The sequence below is a fragment of the Chitinophaga agri genome (genome assembly GCF_010093065.1).
In the GTDB taxonomy this organism is placed as follows: domain Bacteria; phylum Bacteroidota; class Bacteroidia; order Chitinophagales; family Chitinophagaceae; genus Chitinophaga; species Chitinophaga agri.
Map to the genome: position 1 here is coordinate 4,709,438 of NZ_CP048113.1, position 15,723 is coordinate 4,725,160.

A 15,723-nucleotide genomic window follows, 5' to 3' on the forward strand; every position below is an offset into this window, starting at 1 on the left:
CTCACCAATTCTTCATTCCTAATTCCTGATTCATAATTTTTCAGTCTAGTATTACTCTCCACTTTTCTGTCTCAGCATAGTCTTTAATTACGCTGTTCCGCAATCTCACCAGTTCAGTCATGTACTTATGCAGGAAGAACCGCTCAAACATGCGGCCTAACCAGCCATAGGGCGTTCCAAATTCCATTATATCAATTGCAACAGTGCCATTACCTATCTCCTTAAAATGATGCTCATGTTTCATATAGGTGAAGTCACCGGACACCATTTCATCACAGAAATACTCTGTTTTGCGCATGGCCGTGATCCGGGTAGTGAGTTGACGCAACTTACCCAGGTATTTCGCCTGCCAGGTGACCGTCTCATCCATCTCAATAAGACCATTTGAACGGCCTGTGATCTTTCCCTCCTGCATATGCGCCATACTGCGCTTATGCACTGTTATGCTCCTGCTCAGGTCAAAGACCCGATCCAAAGGAGCATGAATTACCGTCGTAACATGAATCGTGGGCATAGAATAATAGATATGGTTTTTTGCAATTTAAGCTAACTTAACTTAAAAACGGCACCTTTACAACTCTGGCTTTCAGTAATTTATCCCTTACGGCAATGAAAATTTCCGAATCCTGTGCTGAAAACTCCGTTTTAACATACCCAAGACCAACTGCTTTCTGCATGGATGGGGACTGCGTACCTGAAGTCACTTTACCGATCACTTCACCTGCAGCATTTTTAATTTCATAGTCATGGCGGGGAATACCCTTGTCGACCATTTCAAATCCTACCAGCTTACGGGTTACACCAGCAGCTTTCTGCTGCTCAAATGTAGCGCGGGAAGTAAAATCTTTAGTGAATTTGGTGATCCAACCCAGTCCTGCCTCCATTGGAGAGGTGGTGTCATCAATATCATTACCATATAGGCAGAATCCCATTTCCAGGCGCAGGGTATCACGTGCAGCCAGGCCAATTGGCTTCAGCCCTTTAGGCGTGCCTACTTCGAAAATGGCATCCCAGATCTTATCTGCAGCACCATCTTTCTCATCAAAATAGATCTCGATACCACCAGCGCCTGTGTAACCGGTAGCACTGATCAGTACGTTTGGTACACCTGCAAATTCACCTTTTGCAAAAGTGTAGTATTTCAGGTTCACCAGTTCCACATCCGTCAGTGGCTGCAAAATGCTCGCCGCATTTGGACCCTGGATAGCCAGCAGACAGGTTTTATCAGAAATGTTGTGCATTTCCACACCTTTTGTATTGAACTTGCTGATCCAGTTCCAGTCCTTTTCAATGTTGCTGGCATTCACTACCAGCATATAAACCTTGTTCTCTTCAATGCAGTATACCAGCAAATCATCCACAATACCCCCTTCCTCATTAGGCAGGCAGCTATATTGTGCCTTTCCGGCAGTGAGCTTGGAAGCGTCATTGCTCGTTACCCGCTGAATCAGGTCCAGCGCATTCTCTCCCTTCAGGATGAACTCACCCATATGGCTTACATCAAACACCCCTGCATTATTCCTGACTGCCAGGTGTTCTTCATTAATACCGGTGTAGGAAATAGGCATATTATACCCTGCAAAAGGAGCCATCTTAGCGCCCAGCGCTACGTGTTTGTGTGTAAATGGTGTGTTCTTCATAATTAACTAATGATCGGTTCTGTTTTGGGTATGCTTTTAGGTTTAAGTTTTGTTTAAGCCCCGCAAAAATAGGCTGATTTTCCAAATTAGCTGGTTATTTAGTGATTTTGGTGCAATAATTGCCTCCCGGTAACCAACATCCTCCGGTATTTAACCTCTCCGGAATGGTGTATGAACAACCTGGAGCCAGCACTTGTTATAGCAGTTGATACATTCGTTGCTAACCAGCTACTTAGATACGTATCTTTGCAAAACAAAAAACCTTGTCTGCCGGCTTATCCGTAGACGCTAAAATCAACAACTGTGAAGCACATCGCATGCCTCTTGGCACTGTTATTACCCTTTACTACGCAACTATATGCTCAGAAAAAGGCTGACCGTAAAACCCTGGGCAACCTTCAAACCCATATCACCTTCCTCGCCAGCGATAAACTGGAAGGCCGCCGTACTGGTACCCCAGGCGAACTGCTGGCTGCTGAATATATAGCTTCCCAGATGAAACTGGCCGGTCTCACTCCTGCGGGCGACAGTGGATTCCTGCAGGTATTCCCGGTAAGTGAAGGCAGGATAATTGCCTCGTCCTCTTTCCTCCATGTCAATAAACTTACACTCCGTGCTGGTGAACAATTTATCCCCCTTCCGTTCAGTGCACAGAAACATGTTAAAGGAGACGTGCTGGCGGATGTAAATGAACCAGATAACATCTGGCTCTTTAACGTGAAAGACTTTGAAATGTCTCCCCATGCTGACCCACTCGAAATATACCGTCAGAACGCCCGGGAAGCAGCCAAAGCAGGCGCTACCGGTGTCATCTTTTATAATGGCACAGAGACCGAAGAAGAGGTAAAGAAATGGATGTCTCTCTCCGTAGCGCCCCTTACCATTCCGGTTATGTGGGTCAACAGTGAAATGAGCAAAGTCCTGGACGATGCTGAAGATCTCCTGATCGACATGCGGGTCGACTTTGCCGCTGACAGGCGTACGGGTATAAACGTTGTAGGACATATAGACAATAAAGCACCTCATACCATCGTCATCGGTGCTCACTTTGACCATCTCGGGTATGGCGAAGACCATAACTCAATGGCTCCCAACGACAAAACCATTCATCACGGTGCGGACGACAACGCCAGCGGAACAGCTGCCCTGCTCGAACTGGCCAGACAATTAAAAGCTTCCCACCTCCAGAACTATAACTACCTGTTTGTTGCCTTTTCCGGTGAAGAACTGGGACTGTTCGGATCAAAATATTTCACTGACCATAGTGCTGTGCCAGCTGCATCCTTCAATTATATGATCAATATGGATATGATCGGCAGACTGGACCCTGCCAAGGGACTGGAAGTAGGAGGGATCGGCACCTCTCCGGAATGGCCCGCATTACTGAAACAAAGCGTACCTGCCGACATCCGTACGACATACGATTCTTCCGGTACAGGGCCTTCCGACCATACCTCTTTCTACCTTAAAAATGTACCTGTACTGTTCTTCTTTACTGGTACACACAGCGACTACCATAAGCCTTCCGATGAGGCAACCAAGATCAACTATGAAGGGGAACTGGCTGTCATGAAGGTGGTATATACGCTTGTAGAAAAGACCAATGACATGGGTAAACTGGCCTTTACCAAAACCCGTGATAAACAAACAAGAACCAACACCCGTTTTACGGTAACCTTAGGTATCATGCCGGATTATACCTGGCAAAAACCAGGAGTAAGGGTGGATGGCGTATCAGATAATAAACCAGCCAGCAAAGCCGGCGTACTGACAAATGATGTGATAGTCGAACTGGGTACACACACCATTGTTAACCTGGAAGACTACATGCAGGCGCTTGCTTCCTTTAAAAAAGGAGACAAAACCACCGTGAAAGTCAGGAGAGAAGACGCTGAAAAAGTATTTGATATCCAATTCTGACCGTTTTATAATATCTTGCACCCCTTAATATCGTTGTATGAAGCCTGTTTTATTCATATTAGGTCTGGCAATATGTAGTCTTTCGTGTAATCAGACACGTAAAGGCAACGAGGACACTTCTAACTACGATATCATCACTGAGAAAAGCTATGTCGTGCGTGAAGTGAAACCTGCTACGGGAGACCCTGAAACGGATTCTATCCTCCAGCGTAAGCAGGTACTGACTTCTTACCTGGAACGTAAAGGTTTTGTGCGCCACGTAGCGGCAAAAGAAATACTGATGTTCCGCAGGAATAACAGACAGGAAGTGGTCATAGACCTGCCAGCTCCGGCTACTGCCGCAGCTGCAAATGTGATCATCATATTTGATCCGATGAAAAATCCCCTGTTCATTAATTTGAAAAAAGACACAACACAGGTGGAACACTATATTAACATGTAGGTATATGCCGGCAAACACCATCACCGGCTATAATTTTTAAAACTGCATTTGGAACCTAAACAAAACATAAGACTATGTGTGGATGCGGTAGTCTTCGGCTACACCGCCAAGGAAAGTATATCCGTACTCCTCATCAAACGCACCATCCCACCCTTTATGCACCGCTGGGCACTGCCCGGAGGCTTTGTTATTGACGGCGAAACACTGGAAGAAGCAGTCACCCGTGAATTGCAGACAGAAGCCGGCGTGCATATCAACTATCTCGAACAATTATACACCTTCGGTCAGCCGGAAAGAGACCCCCGTGGCAGAATAGTATCTGTCGCCTACTTTGGTCTGGTCAATCCGACTAACTTTAAACTGGCCGCCAGCTCTGACGCTGAAGATGCCAATTGGTTTGACATTAAGAAACTGCCAGATCTGGCTTTTGATCACTCTATTGTCGTTGATGCCGCCATCCAGCGACTGCGTGCCAAAATAAGATATGAGCCTATCGGGTTTGAGTTACTGGATAATAAGTTCCCTATCTCCGACCTGGAGAAACTATATGAAACAGTACTCGACAGACCGATCGATCGCAGGAACTTCCAGAAAAAGATCAATCACCTGGGTATTCTGAAAGGACATAATGAAAAGCAGAAACACCCGTCTGCAGGCCGGCCGGCAAAGCTGTACAGCTTTAATGAAGAACGTTATTTCCAACTGAAAAAAGAAGGGATCACATTTGAGATCTGAGGAACGGTTATTCCGCCCTCAGACTCTTTACAGGATTGGCTGTTGCCGCTCTCACCGCTTTGTATCCTACCGTCAGCCAGGCCACCAGCAACGATAATACGATCGCCAGCACAAAGATCTCCCAGCCCACATTTGTATGATAATGAAACCCTGATAACCAACGCTGCATGAAGTAATATGCGGTCGGTGTCGCTATCAGAAACGCTACCCATATCAATAGTGTAAACTCTTTTGAAAACAGGTACAGAATACTCTGTACTGATGCGCCTAGTACTTTGCGGATACCCACTTCCTTCGTCTTTTGCACAGCCATAAAGGACACTAATCCATAAAGCCCCAGGCTTGATATAAAGATGGCCAGTATAGCGAAGAGCTGAAACAATTTAGCGATCAATGCTTCCGAACTATAGAAGTCTTTAATATCCTCGTCCAGGAAAGACAGATCATACAGGTAGCTGGGATAAATAGACTTAAATAGCTTTTCTATATCTGGCATTGCTGCATTCACCCTGTCTTTGCCTAATCGCAGCACCATCGTACCATAACCCTCAAAATCGGATGCAAAGACGATCGGAGAAATGCCATCCCTGAGTGAGTTATCATTAAAATCCTTCACTACTCCCACTACCGGATAAGCGATGCTATTAGAGAATCTTATCGTCTTACCGATCACCTCCTCTGGCGACTTCAATCCTAACCGCTTCACCAGGGTTTCATTGACCACCACCTCCCTGGTAGTGTCACTGGGGAATGGTTGCCGGCCGGCAGCCAGACTCATTCCGAATAAGTTCAGGTAGGCGGAATCACCAAAGAGACGCTTGACAGAAAAAGGCTGTTTATCAGCATCATTATTGAAATAGAAATCGGAATACTGTATCGCATAGGAAGCAGGTGCCGTCCAACACAGGCTGACCGCTTCCACACCTTTCAGTTTACTCATTTCAGCTACCAGTAAGGGGTATTTCAGCTTCAGCGTACTATCACTCGGCAGGTCTACCATTACAACCGCCTCTTTCTGAAAACCCAGTGACTTATTCCTGAAAAACGAGATCTGTTTAATGATCACCAGCGTACCTATCACCAGTAACTGTGCTATCACAAACTGAAATACCACAAGTCCACGACGTAATGAAATACCTCCTACAGACCGGTTGCTGATACGGCTTTTAATAGCCATCAGTGGATTAAACCCAGACAATACGAGCGCAGGGTAGAAGCCTGCCAATATAGTCACTACCATACCGATGATCAAAAGGAACAAGAGTATCACTGGCGAATGCAATACATTCATAGACAGTCCCTTACCTGTCAGGTCTCTTAGTGATGGCGTTGCTATCCATGCGAACAGACATCCCAGTATAACTGCAATGATGGTAATGAAAGCTGTTTCCAGCAGGAACTGCTTTATCAACTGTGCGCGATCGCTACCCAGGACCTTACGTACACCAATCTCTTTAGCACGATTAACTGATTGTGCAGTTGCCAGATTCACAAAATTAATACACGCTACCAATAATAGGAATATACCTATCAGCGCCATTCCCCACAATTCCTGCTGACTAAAATTATCTCCCTTCAGGGTTGAAAAGCGCTTGTCAGCATGTACTTCATGTAAGGGTTGAAATCGCAGTTCGACCCTGCTAAGACTTTGCTCTTCTTCTTCCCTGTAATTCCTTTTCACAAAAGCTGCCGACTGTGCCTGCACCTTTGACAACTCCTGACCCGGACGTAGCAGAAAGAAGATCTGCGACCCTCCACCAAGATTACGCCAACTCCCCCAGGTACTCTCACCGATTAGGTGGCGAAATGTTTTGTAGGAAGCCCCAATCGCTACAGGTATGTCCGTATTATCAGGAAGGTCTTTGAACACCCCGGTGATACGCAGCGGAATCCGGTAAGACCACATATGGACCGTCTTACCGATCGCATTTTCAGGGGTACCAAAAAACCTACGGGCAATCGACTCGTTCACTACGGTTGTATTAGGCGCTTCCAACCCTTTTGTATTACCGACTATCCAGCTAAAATCGGCGATCTCATACAATGACTCCTCGGCAAAATATAGCCCGCTTTCCACCTTAAACTTCTTTTCTTCCTGACCTGGTACGGGTATATAAAACTGAGTAGCACCAACACTCTGCATAGCGGCTACCTTCTCTAACCCAGGGAACTCTCTCCGTAAGGCTTCCGCCAACGGGCGGGGACACATACTGTGCATACCTGTCACCTCACCTGTAACAGGATTCCTGTCTATAGTGACCATTCTGCCTATACGGTCATATCGGCTTTGATAGTCGTCATAACTCTTCTCATAATGGATCACCAGAAAGATCAGCAGGCTTGCAGCTATTCCTACAGCTAGCCCGAGTATATTTATCAGAGAGAACGACTTATTCTTCCAGAGGTTGCGAAAGGAAAATTTGAAGTTGCTGTTTATCATAACCAGGGGTATTGCAGCTATATGCACAAAAAACAGGTCAAAAACAAAAGACATTCATTATCAACAACAAGCAATCAAAACAGGCATTAACTATGTACGTTTATCGTACAGATATTGTTCGGTTTCGAACAACAAGATAACCGCATGTGCCCAAAACAAAATAGTCCTGACGCGTAGCAGTAGAACACCAAAAAATATTACCTATATTCACAAATAACTCAATATCAATTTATTAATTCCAATTTCCACACAGTATACAGGCGTCTTCAGCATATATTTGTGTAAAAATTACAAAAAATATTTTGCCCATATAAACAGTCGCTTTATATTTGTGTAGAAAATACGCAAACTAACATTCTATGACAACGCTAAAGCCTACAGGAGTAATAATAGCAAGGTTCCAGACACCTTCCCTGCATGAAGGGCATCTGCAACTGATCAAAGAAGTAAAAACTACGCATAACAGATTAATCATCGTACTGGGCGTAGCGCCAGTAAAAGGTGGCCGTAAAAATCCGCTGGATTATTACACCCGCGAAAGAATGATCAAACAACTGTTTCCGGATGTGATCGTATTGCCACTGAGTGACCAGGCATCTGATAAGGTATGGTCCCGTAAACTGGATGAACTGCTGAGCAATAACTTCAACAACGAATCCTTCATCCTGTACGGCAGCCGCGATAGCTTCATACCTTATTATTCCGGCCGCTTTGCAACCGCTGCATTACCTCCTGTACAGGACTTTAACGCAACTGCCCAGAGAGAGGCCATCTCCGATAAAGTATTTGATACTGAAGAGTTTCGCGCCGGTGTTATTTACAGTACTTATAACCTCTACCCAAAAGTTTATCCGACTGTTGATATCGCCTTATTCAGGAACAACCGCAGTGAATTACTACTGGGACGTAAACCAGCCGAAAGTGGCTGGCGCCTGCCAGGTGGTTTTACCGACCCAACGGACATGAGTTTCGACCAGGCAGCGAAAAGAGAATTGCTGGAAGAATGCGGCCCCGTAGAAACCAGTCCAATGCAGTACGAACTGTCTTTACAAATGGACGACTGGCGCTACCGCTCAGAAGTAGACAAGATCATTACCACCCTGTTCAGCACCGATCTGCTATTTGGAGAACCTGCTGCTGATGATGATCTGGCTGAGATGAAATGGATAAAGGTCAATGCCATTCAAACAATGATCGCTCAGGGTGAAATCGTAAGCACACACATACCACTGTTAAAAAAATTAGCTGAAAAATATTCTACTAACGACTAAATAGAAGAATCATGACAAAGGAAAACCTCATTTTGTTAGCTGATGCCTACAAATACTCCCACCACAAACTCTACATCCCAGGCACCGAGTATATCTACTCTTACTTTGAAAGCAGAGGCGGTAAATTCCAGGAAACCGTTTTCTATGGCCTCCAGTATTTCCTGATGGAATACCTGCAGGGCGCTGTTATCACCAAAGAAAAACTGGACGAAGCAGAAACTACTTTACTGGAAGTCTTTGGCCGCAACGATGTATTTGACCGCAGCCGTTTCGAATACATTATTGAAAAACACGGAGGCCGTCTTCCGGTACGTATCAAAGCTGTTCCGGAAGGTACTGTAACAGGCGTACGTAATGTGCTGATGACCATTGAAAATACTGACCCTAACTGTTACTGGCTGACCAACTTCCTCGAAACACTGCTGATGCAGGTATGGTACCCCTGTACAGTAGCGACCCTCTCCAGGGAGATCAAAAAAACAGTAAAAAAATACTACGATGAAACTGCCAGCGAAGCGGCCTTTGCCGGAATTGACTTCGTACTCAACGACTTCGGGTTCCGTGGTGCCAGCTCAGTAGAAAGCGCAGGTATCGGGGGTAGTGCACACTTACTCAACTTCTCTGGTAGCGATACCCTCATCGGTTCCACTTTCGCTAAACGTTATTATCAGGCGCCGGTTGCACCTGGTCTTTCTATCCCTGCTACTGAACACTCTATTGTGACCATGCTGGGTGAAGAAGGAGAAGTAGACATCTTCCGTCACATCCTGAATGCCTTCCCTACAGGTACAATTGCCTGTGTTTCCGACTCTTACAATATCCTGCGTGCCTGCCGCGAGTACTGGGGTACTGAACTGAAAGAACAGATCCTTAACAGACAGGGTACGCTGGTGATCCGTCCTGATAGCGGTGATGCTATCCAGACCCTCCTGAAGGTATTTGAGATCCTGATGGAAACTTTTGGTTATACCGTTAATGAAAAGGGTTTCAAGGTGTTACCTCCACAGGTAAGGGTTATACAAGGCGATGGCATTAGTTATTCCTCAATTCCCCCTATCTTCGAAGCATTAAAACAGGCAGGTATCAGTGCTGAAAACCTGGTACTGGGTATGGGAGGTGCTCTATTGCAACGTGTTAACAGGGATACCCAGGAATATGCACTGAAATGCTCCTATGCGGTGGTGAACGGAAAGCCGATCAACGTGCAGAAAAACCCGCTGGAACTGGATGCAAATGGAAATACGCGCGTATCTTTCAAAAAATCCAAATCCGGCAAACAGAAACTGGTACTGGAAAATGGAGTCTATATATCTCTCCCTGAACATGAAGCGCCTGAAAAGGCGGACCAACTGGTAACAGTTTTTGAAGATGGCGATATAAAAGCGACATACACGTTTAACCAAATCAGAAAGAACGCAACCATCTGACTTGTCGCCATCATTTGTCCCCCGAAGCAGCGCCGTCCCGTTCGGACGGCTTTTTTTATGCCCTCCTGTAAAACATTATATAAAAAAGGCCGGAGTAAGAATACTCCGGCCTATTGTTTAAACCTACAACTGTTACACTATTAGTAACTAAAGTCTTTATAATTAGTTTAATGATGCTTCTTCAATTTCTGCCGCGTAGGGAGCCACCAGTCGCTGACGGATCAATCGCTTGGCAGAAGGTTTGTTCCAGCCGAAACGATCCATGATGCTATCCACAATCTTGTACACTACCGGGACAATGATCAGTGTCAGGAACATAGAACTGATCAGACCTCCGATAATTACCCAGGCCAGACCGTTTTTTGTTGCGGCCACACCACCGGTAGCCAATGCGATTGGTAACATACCGATCACCATCGCAATAGTGGTCATCAGGATAGGACGCAGACGTGCATTGTTCGCATGGATTAGCGCTTCCATTGTACTCTGACCCTGTTCCTTCATCTGGTTGGTAAAGTCCACCAGGATGATCGCATTCTTCGCCACGAGACCGATCAACATGATCATACCCAGGATGGTGAAGATGTTCAGTGTATTATTTGTCAGTGCCAGTGCCAGTAATGCGCCGATAATCGCCAGCGGGATTGAGAACAGTACCACGAACGGATAAATATAGTTATCGTACAGTGCGACCATGATCAGGTATACCATTACGATTGAGATCAGCAGTGCCGCTCCGAGTGTACCGAAGGAATCACCCTGGTTTTCCGCATCACCCGCCCACAGATAACTGATACCAACCGGCTTACGCAGACTTTCCAGGTCCTTTGCAAATTTCTGTTGTACGGTACCAGATGGTACACCTACTACCAGCGATTTAACAGAGATAGAGGTATTTTTATCCCTTCTTTCCAGCCGGCTCGGACCTGACCCTTCAGTGATCGTTGCAAACTGCGATAACCTGATCAGCTGCCCCTGGTTGTTCATGAACTCAATGTTCGCCACATCATCCAGGTTCTTACGGTCAAAGTCATCAAAACGAATGTTGATATCATATTCATAATCACCCTGACGGAACTTCACTTTGGAATCATCCGCCGTACCACTGAATGCGGTCTGCATTGTTCCACCCACACCTTCGAGCGTCAGCCCCAGCGCGGACATCTTATCCCTGTCCACCTGTACGTTGATCTCCGGGTTACCTTCTTCTACTGACAGCTTTACATCGCTTGTACCATCTATCTTAGCCAGTACGCCCATCGCCTGTTTTGCAAAGCTCATTACGCTATCGATATCGGTACCCATTACCACCAGCTCAACAGGAGAAGCTTCTGCTGTACCCAGGATGCTCACGTCCATCGTTTTCAGTTTCACACCTGGCAGCAGTTTTCTCAGTTCTACTTTTGTTTTCGCTGCATAAATATCAGAACCATCCAAACGGTGTTCCGCATCTACCAGCATCACCGTGATCTCTGATTTATAAGCAGTGGACTGGGAAACACCAAATCCATCTTCACTGGTCTGACCTACCGTGGTGATCAGACGGGTGATCTCGGGCTTTTTGGAAAGGTAGGCTTCCGCCTTACGGGTAGCCTGGTTTGTTTGTTCTACAGAGGCATCTTTCGGCATTTCCAACACGACGATGAACTGTCCGCGGTCACCCTTAGGAATGAACTCTCCACCGATATAACCTTTGCCAACCAGCATGAAAGACAGTACCAGCAGTAGAATCGCTGCTGACAATGCATAACGTTTATGCGTCAGCGACCATTTCAGGATACCTGTCATCCAGTCGGTGAATTTCTGCAGTTGTCTTTCGAACCAGAGGATGAACTTTTCGAAGAAGTTCTTTCCAGTGATATGTTCCAGTTTACCGAAACGGGAAGATAACAGTGGTACGATCATGAAGGAAGACAACAAACTGAGCATCGTAGAGATCATTACTACCACACAGAACTCACGAAGGATCTTTGATACCAGTTCATTTGTCAGGGAGATCGGCAGGAACACCACCACGATCACCAATGTAATAGAGGTTACTGTGAACCCGATCTCTTTCACACCATCGAAGGCAGCACGTACTCTGTTCTTACCCATTTCCATGTGACGGTAAATGTTCTCCAGTACCACGATCGCATCATCCACAAGGATACCTACCACTAGTGACAAACCGAGCAGTGACATCAGGTTCAGTGAGAAACCGAACATCTTCATACCAATGAAAGTCGCTACCAGTGATGCCGGAATAGAGATCATTACGAAGAGCGCACTACGGATACTGTGCAGGAACAATAACATCACCGCTGCCACCAGCACGATCGCAATGATCAGGTCATGTATCACTGAATCTGCTGATTCCAGCGTAAAGTCAGAAGAGTCGTTCGCAATAAATATTTTCAGATCGCGGGATGCATAATCTTTTTCAATGGAAGCGATCGCCTTTTTCATTTCCTCGCTCACGGTCACTGCGTTCGCATCTGTCTGTTTCTGTACCATCAATGCGATGGAACTGGTTCCGTCAACACGGGCAATACGGTCTACATCTTTCTGCGAATCCTGTACATCTGCCACATCTTTCAGACGGATCTGGGTACCGGTAGCAGTAGTAGAGATAACGAGGTTACGCAGCTGATCTACGTCTTTATACTTACCTGCAAGACGTACCAGTATCTGCTGATCCTGGGTTTTCACCTTACCGGTAGGGAAGTCCAGGTTGGCATTGGTAATGAACTGTCTTACCTGCAGAATAGACAATTTATATGCTTCCAGTTTCTTCGGATCGATATTCACCTGGATCTCACGTTCCTGACCACCGATCAGAGAGATCTGCGCCACACCCGGCAAACGGGATAAGAGTGGCTGCAACTTTTTATCGATCAGGTCATAGAACTGCTTGCTGTCCATTTTGGCAGTAGCCGACAGTGTCATGATCGGTAAATCATCCAGGGAGAATTTGTTCAGCGAAGGTGCTTTCGCATCAGTAGGCAGGTCCGACAGTATTGCATTTACTTTACGTTGGGCGTCCTGCAGTGCTATGTCTACGTTCGCGTCATTATTCAACTCAACCGTTACGGTAGATAAACTCTCTGAAGATTTAGAGATGATCTTTTTGATCTTCTCCATAGATGCTACCGCATCTTCAATCTTTTTGGTGATGGTGCTTTCCACCTCTTTAGGAGAGGCACCGGGATATACAGTGGCGATCGTCACTACCGGTGAAGTAAACTTTGGCAGCAGCTCATAGTTGAGCGACTTATAACTCATCACACCCAGCAGCGTCAGGATGGTAAAGATTACCACCACTATCGTAGGGCGCTTTATGGATATTTCTGTGATCTTCATAGTTGGTTATTTTTGTACGGATACTTTAGATCCGTCTACCAGATTGATTTGACCGCTGGTGATGACAGTTTCACCTTCATTCAGTCCTTCTCTTATTTCCACTTTATCGCCATAAATACGGCCGGCCACTACCTTACGTACTTTAGCAGTATTATTTTCCAGTACATATACCTGGTTACTGTTCACACCACCGATGAAAGCAGTACGTGCTATAAGGATAGCCGGAATAGCGTTTGCCATTTCAAAATGTGCAGTACCGTACATACCAGCTCTCAGTTGTTTGTCGCTGTTGTTGGTTACTTCCATTTCAACAGGGTAGTTGAGGGTGTTATCACCTTTTGCGGCGATAAAAGATACACGGCCTTCATAGTTCACTTCAGGGAATACGCTGGAAGACACTTTCACTTTATCACCTACTTTCAGGTTCACTACCTGCATTTCAGGAACAGCAACAGCGAGTTTCAGACGGGATACATCCACGATATCAAACATCTTGTTACCAGGGGAGAGGTAAGCACCCTGTTCAATGTATTTTTTATTGATCACACCACTGATTGGCGCTTTGATATAAGTATCCCCTACACGACGGCTGGCAGCGGCATATCTGGTTTTAGCCAGGTCATACTGCAGCGTTGCATCGTCTACCTGCTTCTTTGTTACACCACCGGTTTTGAAAGCAGCTTCATATCTTTCCTTGTCCACTTTCAGTTGTTCGAGATTGGTCTTAGCCGCCTGGAGGTCTGTACCCAGGATTTCACCATCTACATGTGCGATAGCCTGGCCCTGTTTTACTACTGAGCCTTCGTCTACCAGCAGTTTGGTGATACGGCCGGATGTTTCCGCCAGGTAAGACAGTTCACGGAAAGGAGTAAAATTACCATTGGCCAGAAAGCCCTGAGAGAAATCAGATTTCGCCACTTTTTCCACCAATACGGGCACTTCGCCGGCATTGCTCTGCTTTACAAATTCCGTTTTAGCTTCGTTGGCTTTTTTATTGGCGCCCAGTTTCCACATGATCAGTACAACAGCTGCGATGGTCACTGCGCTCCAGATAATAATCTTTTTCATATAGTTCGGTATGCGGTTTTTAGCGGTTTTAGTTAGTTCAGCAGGCTTTTCAGTGTTCCGTTGGATTTGATGATATCCAGTTCTGCCAGCTTATATTGTAATAATGCCTCGTTGTAGTTATTCTGGGCAGAGATCAGGGATGTTTCAGCATCCAGCAGGTCTGTCAGATTGGCCAGGCCCAGGTTGTAGTTGTTCTGGGTAGAGTTATACACCTCATTGGCCAGGTCTACGTTCTCTTTCTGTGCCCTGATCGTGCTGAGGTTATTCTGTACCTGCAGCTTAGCATTTTCAAACTGCGTATTTAAGGAGAGGGTGGTCGCCTCCATATCTTTCCTGATCTGTTTCAGCGCTACAGTTGACTGACCGACACGTGAGCGGCGTGCCCAACCATCGAAGATGGGGATTTTGAGCGTGAGGCTGATGGCGGCCATATCGTACCAGCTGGCAGTAGATCCGTTTGACTTTGATTTCAACATGTCAAATTTGTTACTGATACCATTATAAGAATAGTTGCCAGAGAGACCCAGTGTAGGGTAATAGTCGGCCAGGTAGGCTTTCTTCTGAAATTGCTGGAGTTCTTCCTGTTTTTTCAGCAGGCGGTATTCAATTCTGTTATCCACACTCAGTGAACCGAAATCGGCTATTGTTGCTTTGTTCTCTATTTCTTTGAATGAAGTAGATGGTAGTGTGATCACGTTTGTAACCGGCATACCTATCAGCTGTTTCAGCTGGTTGGACTGCACCTGAAACTGGTTCTGTGTTTGTGTACGCTGTGTTTTATAGTTGGTCAGGTTTACACGCATACGATCCAGATCTATTTTACGTGCGAGACCATTTTCCACCTGGGAGGAGGTGGTTTCCACCAGCTTTGCCATCTTCTCGATGTTAGCATCCAGTACGCTCATTTTCTCGCGGGATACCAAAGCGCTGTAATAAAGTTGTGTTACGTTATAGATCACGGCTTCTTCGCTTTGGGCCGTTTGCATGCGGTAGAATTCTTCACCAGCTTTAGCGGCTTTGAGACCGGTAAATACAGATTGGTTATACACTTCCTGTGTAACGGTACCGGACGCGCTGACGTTGTGTGTCACACCGGCTTCCAGCAGGAGGGTAGTACCGGGAGCACCACCCGCAAATTCACCTGGTACGGGTATTACCTGTTTCTTGATGTTATTGGTATACTGTCCCTGCGCATTTACCTGTGGCAGGGCTCTGGCTCTTACTTCGCTGGTTTTGAAACGGCCCATTTCTTCTTCCATCCGGGTACGTGCCAGTTGCTGGTTGTTAGCGAGTGCATATTTCAGGCACTCCTGCAACGACAGTTCCGATTGCGCATAGGAGGTCAGGCCCCCTATTCCCGTTAAGAGAATAAGCGTTAACATTATCCTTTTCATCCGTATGTTTTACTTTGATTGTTTAGTTGGCGGATATAGTTTTA

General features: G+C 45.9%; 11 protein-coding genes. 5 read left to right on the forward strand and 6 right to left on the reverse strand.

The features are described 5' to 3' along the window. Window positions 1-40: 40 nt before the first annotated feature. Both GWR21_RS18655 and gcvT read right to left on the reverse strand, forming a co-directional pair. Window positions 41-514, reverse strand: coding sequence for an SRPBCC family protein (locus GWR21_RS18655; RefSeq protein WP_162333207.1), 474 nt, complete (start codon window positions 512-514; stop codon window positions 41-43). A gap of 37 nt (window positions 515-551) precedes the next feature. Next, window positions 552-1,640: a glycine cleavage system aminomethyltransferase GcvT gene (gcvT, locus tag GWR21_RS18660; protein ID WP_162333208.1), complete on the reverse strand. Its 1,089-nt coding sequence runs from the start codon at window positions 1,638-1,640 to the stop codon at window positions 552-554. 303 nt (window positions 1,641-1,943) lie between these two features. Between gcvT and GWR21_RS18665 the strand changes: the two genes are divergently transcribed. From GWR21_RS18665 to GWR21_RS18675, 3 genes are read left to right on the forward strand one after another with little or no spacing between them, the layout of a single operon-like run. Then, window positions 1,944-3,560 (forward strand): M20/M25/M40 family metallo-hydrolase, encoded by a 1,617-nt coding sequence (locus GWR21_RS18665; protein WP_162333209.1) that lies wholly within the window; start codon window positions 1,944-1,946, stop codon window positions 3,558-3,560. A 37-nt stretch (window positions 3,561-3,597) separates the two neighbouring features. Further along, window positions 3,598-4,002 carry a hypothetical protein gene (locus GWR21_RS18670; RefSeq protein WP_162333210.1) on the forward strand — a complete coding sequence of 135 codons (405 nt, stop codon included), beginning with the start codon at window positions 3,598-3,600 and terminating at the stop codon, window positions 4,000-4,002. A 48-nt stretch (window positions 4,003-4,050) separates the two neighbouring features. Next, complete coding sequence (locus tag GWR21_RS18675; protein WP_162333211.1) at window positions 4,051-4,737, forward strand: NUDIX hydrolase; 687 nt, start codon at window positions 4,051-4,053, stop codon at window positions 4,735-4,737. A 7-nt stretch (window positions 4,738-4,744) separates the two neighbouring features. Here the strand turns inward: GWR21_RS18675 and GWR21_RS18680 are convergent, their stop codons facing one another. Continuing rightward, on the reverse strand, window positions 4,745-7,177 hold the full coding sequence (locus GWR21_RS18680) for an ABC transporter permease (RefSeq protein WP_162333212.1): 2,433 nt from the start codon (window positions 7,175-7,177) through the stop codon (window positions 4,745-4,747). 359 nt (window positions 7,178-7,536) lie between these two features. Here GWR21_RS18680 and GWR21_RS18685 point away from each other — a divergent pair, with 359 nt between their 5' ends. Together GWR21_RS18685 and GWR21_RS18690 are read left to right on the forward strand one after the other, a co-directional pair. Continuing rightward, window positions 7,537-8,448, forward strand: coding sequence for an NUDIX domain-containing protein (locus GWR21_RS18685; protein ID WP_162333213.1), 912 nt, complete (start codon window positions 7,537-7,539; stop codon window positions 8,446-8,448). Between the two features lie 11 nt (window positions 8,449-8,459). Continuing rightward, on the forward strand, window positions 8,460-9,875 hold the full coding sequence (locus GWR21_RS18690; RefSeq protein ID WP_162333214.1) for a nicotinate phosphoribosyltransferase: 1,416 nt from the start codon (window positions 8,460-8,462) through the stop codon (window positions 9,873-9,875). Between the two features lie 162 nt (window positions 9,876-10,037). Here GWR21_RS18690 and GWR21_RS18695 read toward each other — a convergent pair whose 3' ends face one another. From GWR21_RS18695 to GWR21_RS18705, 3 genes are read right to left on the reverse strand one after another with little or no spacing between them, the layout of a single operon-like run. Beyond that, the gene (locus tag GWR21_RS18695; protein WP_162333215.1) at window positions 10,038-13,217 is read right to left on the reverse strand and encodes an efflux RND transporter permease subunit; all 3,180 of its coding nucleotides are present in this window, start codon (window positions 13,215-13,217) and stop codon (window positions 10,038-10,040) included. A 6-nt stretch (window positions 13,218-13,223) separates the two neighbouring features. After that, window positions 13,224-14,285: an efflux RND transporter periplasmic adaptor subunit gene (locus tag GWR21_RS18700; RefSeq protein ID WP_162333216.1), complete on the reverse strand. Its 1,062-nt coding sequence runs from the start codon at window positions 14,283-14,285 to the stop codon at window positions 13,224-13,226. Between the two features lie 32 nt (window positions 14,286-14,317). Continuing rightward, window positions 14,318-15,679, reverse strand: a complete 1,362-nt coding sequence (locus GWR21_RS18705; protein ID WP_162333217.1) for a TolC family protein — start codon at window positions 15,677-15,679, stop codon at window positions 14,318-14,320. Window positions 15,680-15,723: the final 44 nt, after the last annotated feature.

Bases quoted from the DNA above. Each gene is read 5' to 3' on its own strand.
- GWR21_RS18685 (WP_162333213.1), top strand. From the start codon at position 7,537: ATGACAACGCTAAAGCCTACAGGAGTAATAATAGCAAGGTTCCAGACA.
- GWR21_RS18700 (WP_162333216.1), bottom strand. From the start codon at position 14,285: ATGAAAAAGATTATTATCTGGAGCGCAGTGACCATCGCAGCTGTTGTA.
- GWR21_RS18695 (WP_162333215.1), bottom strand. From the start codon at position 13,217: ATGAAGATCACAGAAATATCCATAAAGCGCCCTACGATAGTGGTGGTA.
- GWR21_RS18705 (WP_162333217.1), bottom strand. From the start codon at position 15,679: ATGAAAAGGATAATGTTAACGCTTATTCTCTTAACGGGAATAGGGGGC.
- GWR21_RS18655 (WP_162333207.1), bottom strand. From the start codon at position 514: ATGCCCACGATTCATGTTACGACGGTAATTCATGCTCCTTTGGATCGG.
- GWR21_RS18690 (WP_162333214.1), top strand. From the start codon at position 8,460: ATGACAAAGGAAAACCTCATTTTGTTAGCTGATGCCTACAAATACTCC.
- GWR21_RS18680 (WP_162333212.1), bottom strand. From the start codon at position 7,177: ATGATAAACAGCAACTTCAAATTTTCCTTTCGCAACCTCTGGAAGAAT.
- GWR21_RS18670 (WP_162333210.1), top strand. From the start codon at position 3,598: ATGAAGCCTGTTTTATTCATATTAGGTCTGGCAATATGTAGTCTTTCG.
- gcvT (WP_162333208.1), bottom strand. From the start codon at position 1,640: ATGAAGAACACACCATTTACACACAAACACGTAGCGCTGGGCGCTAAG.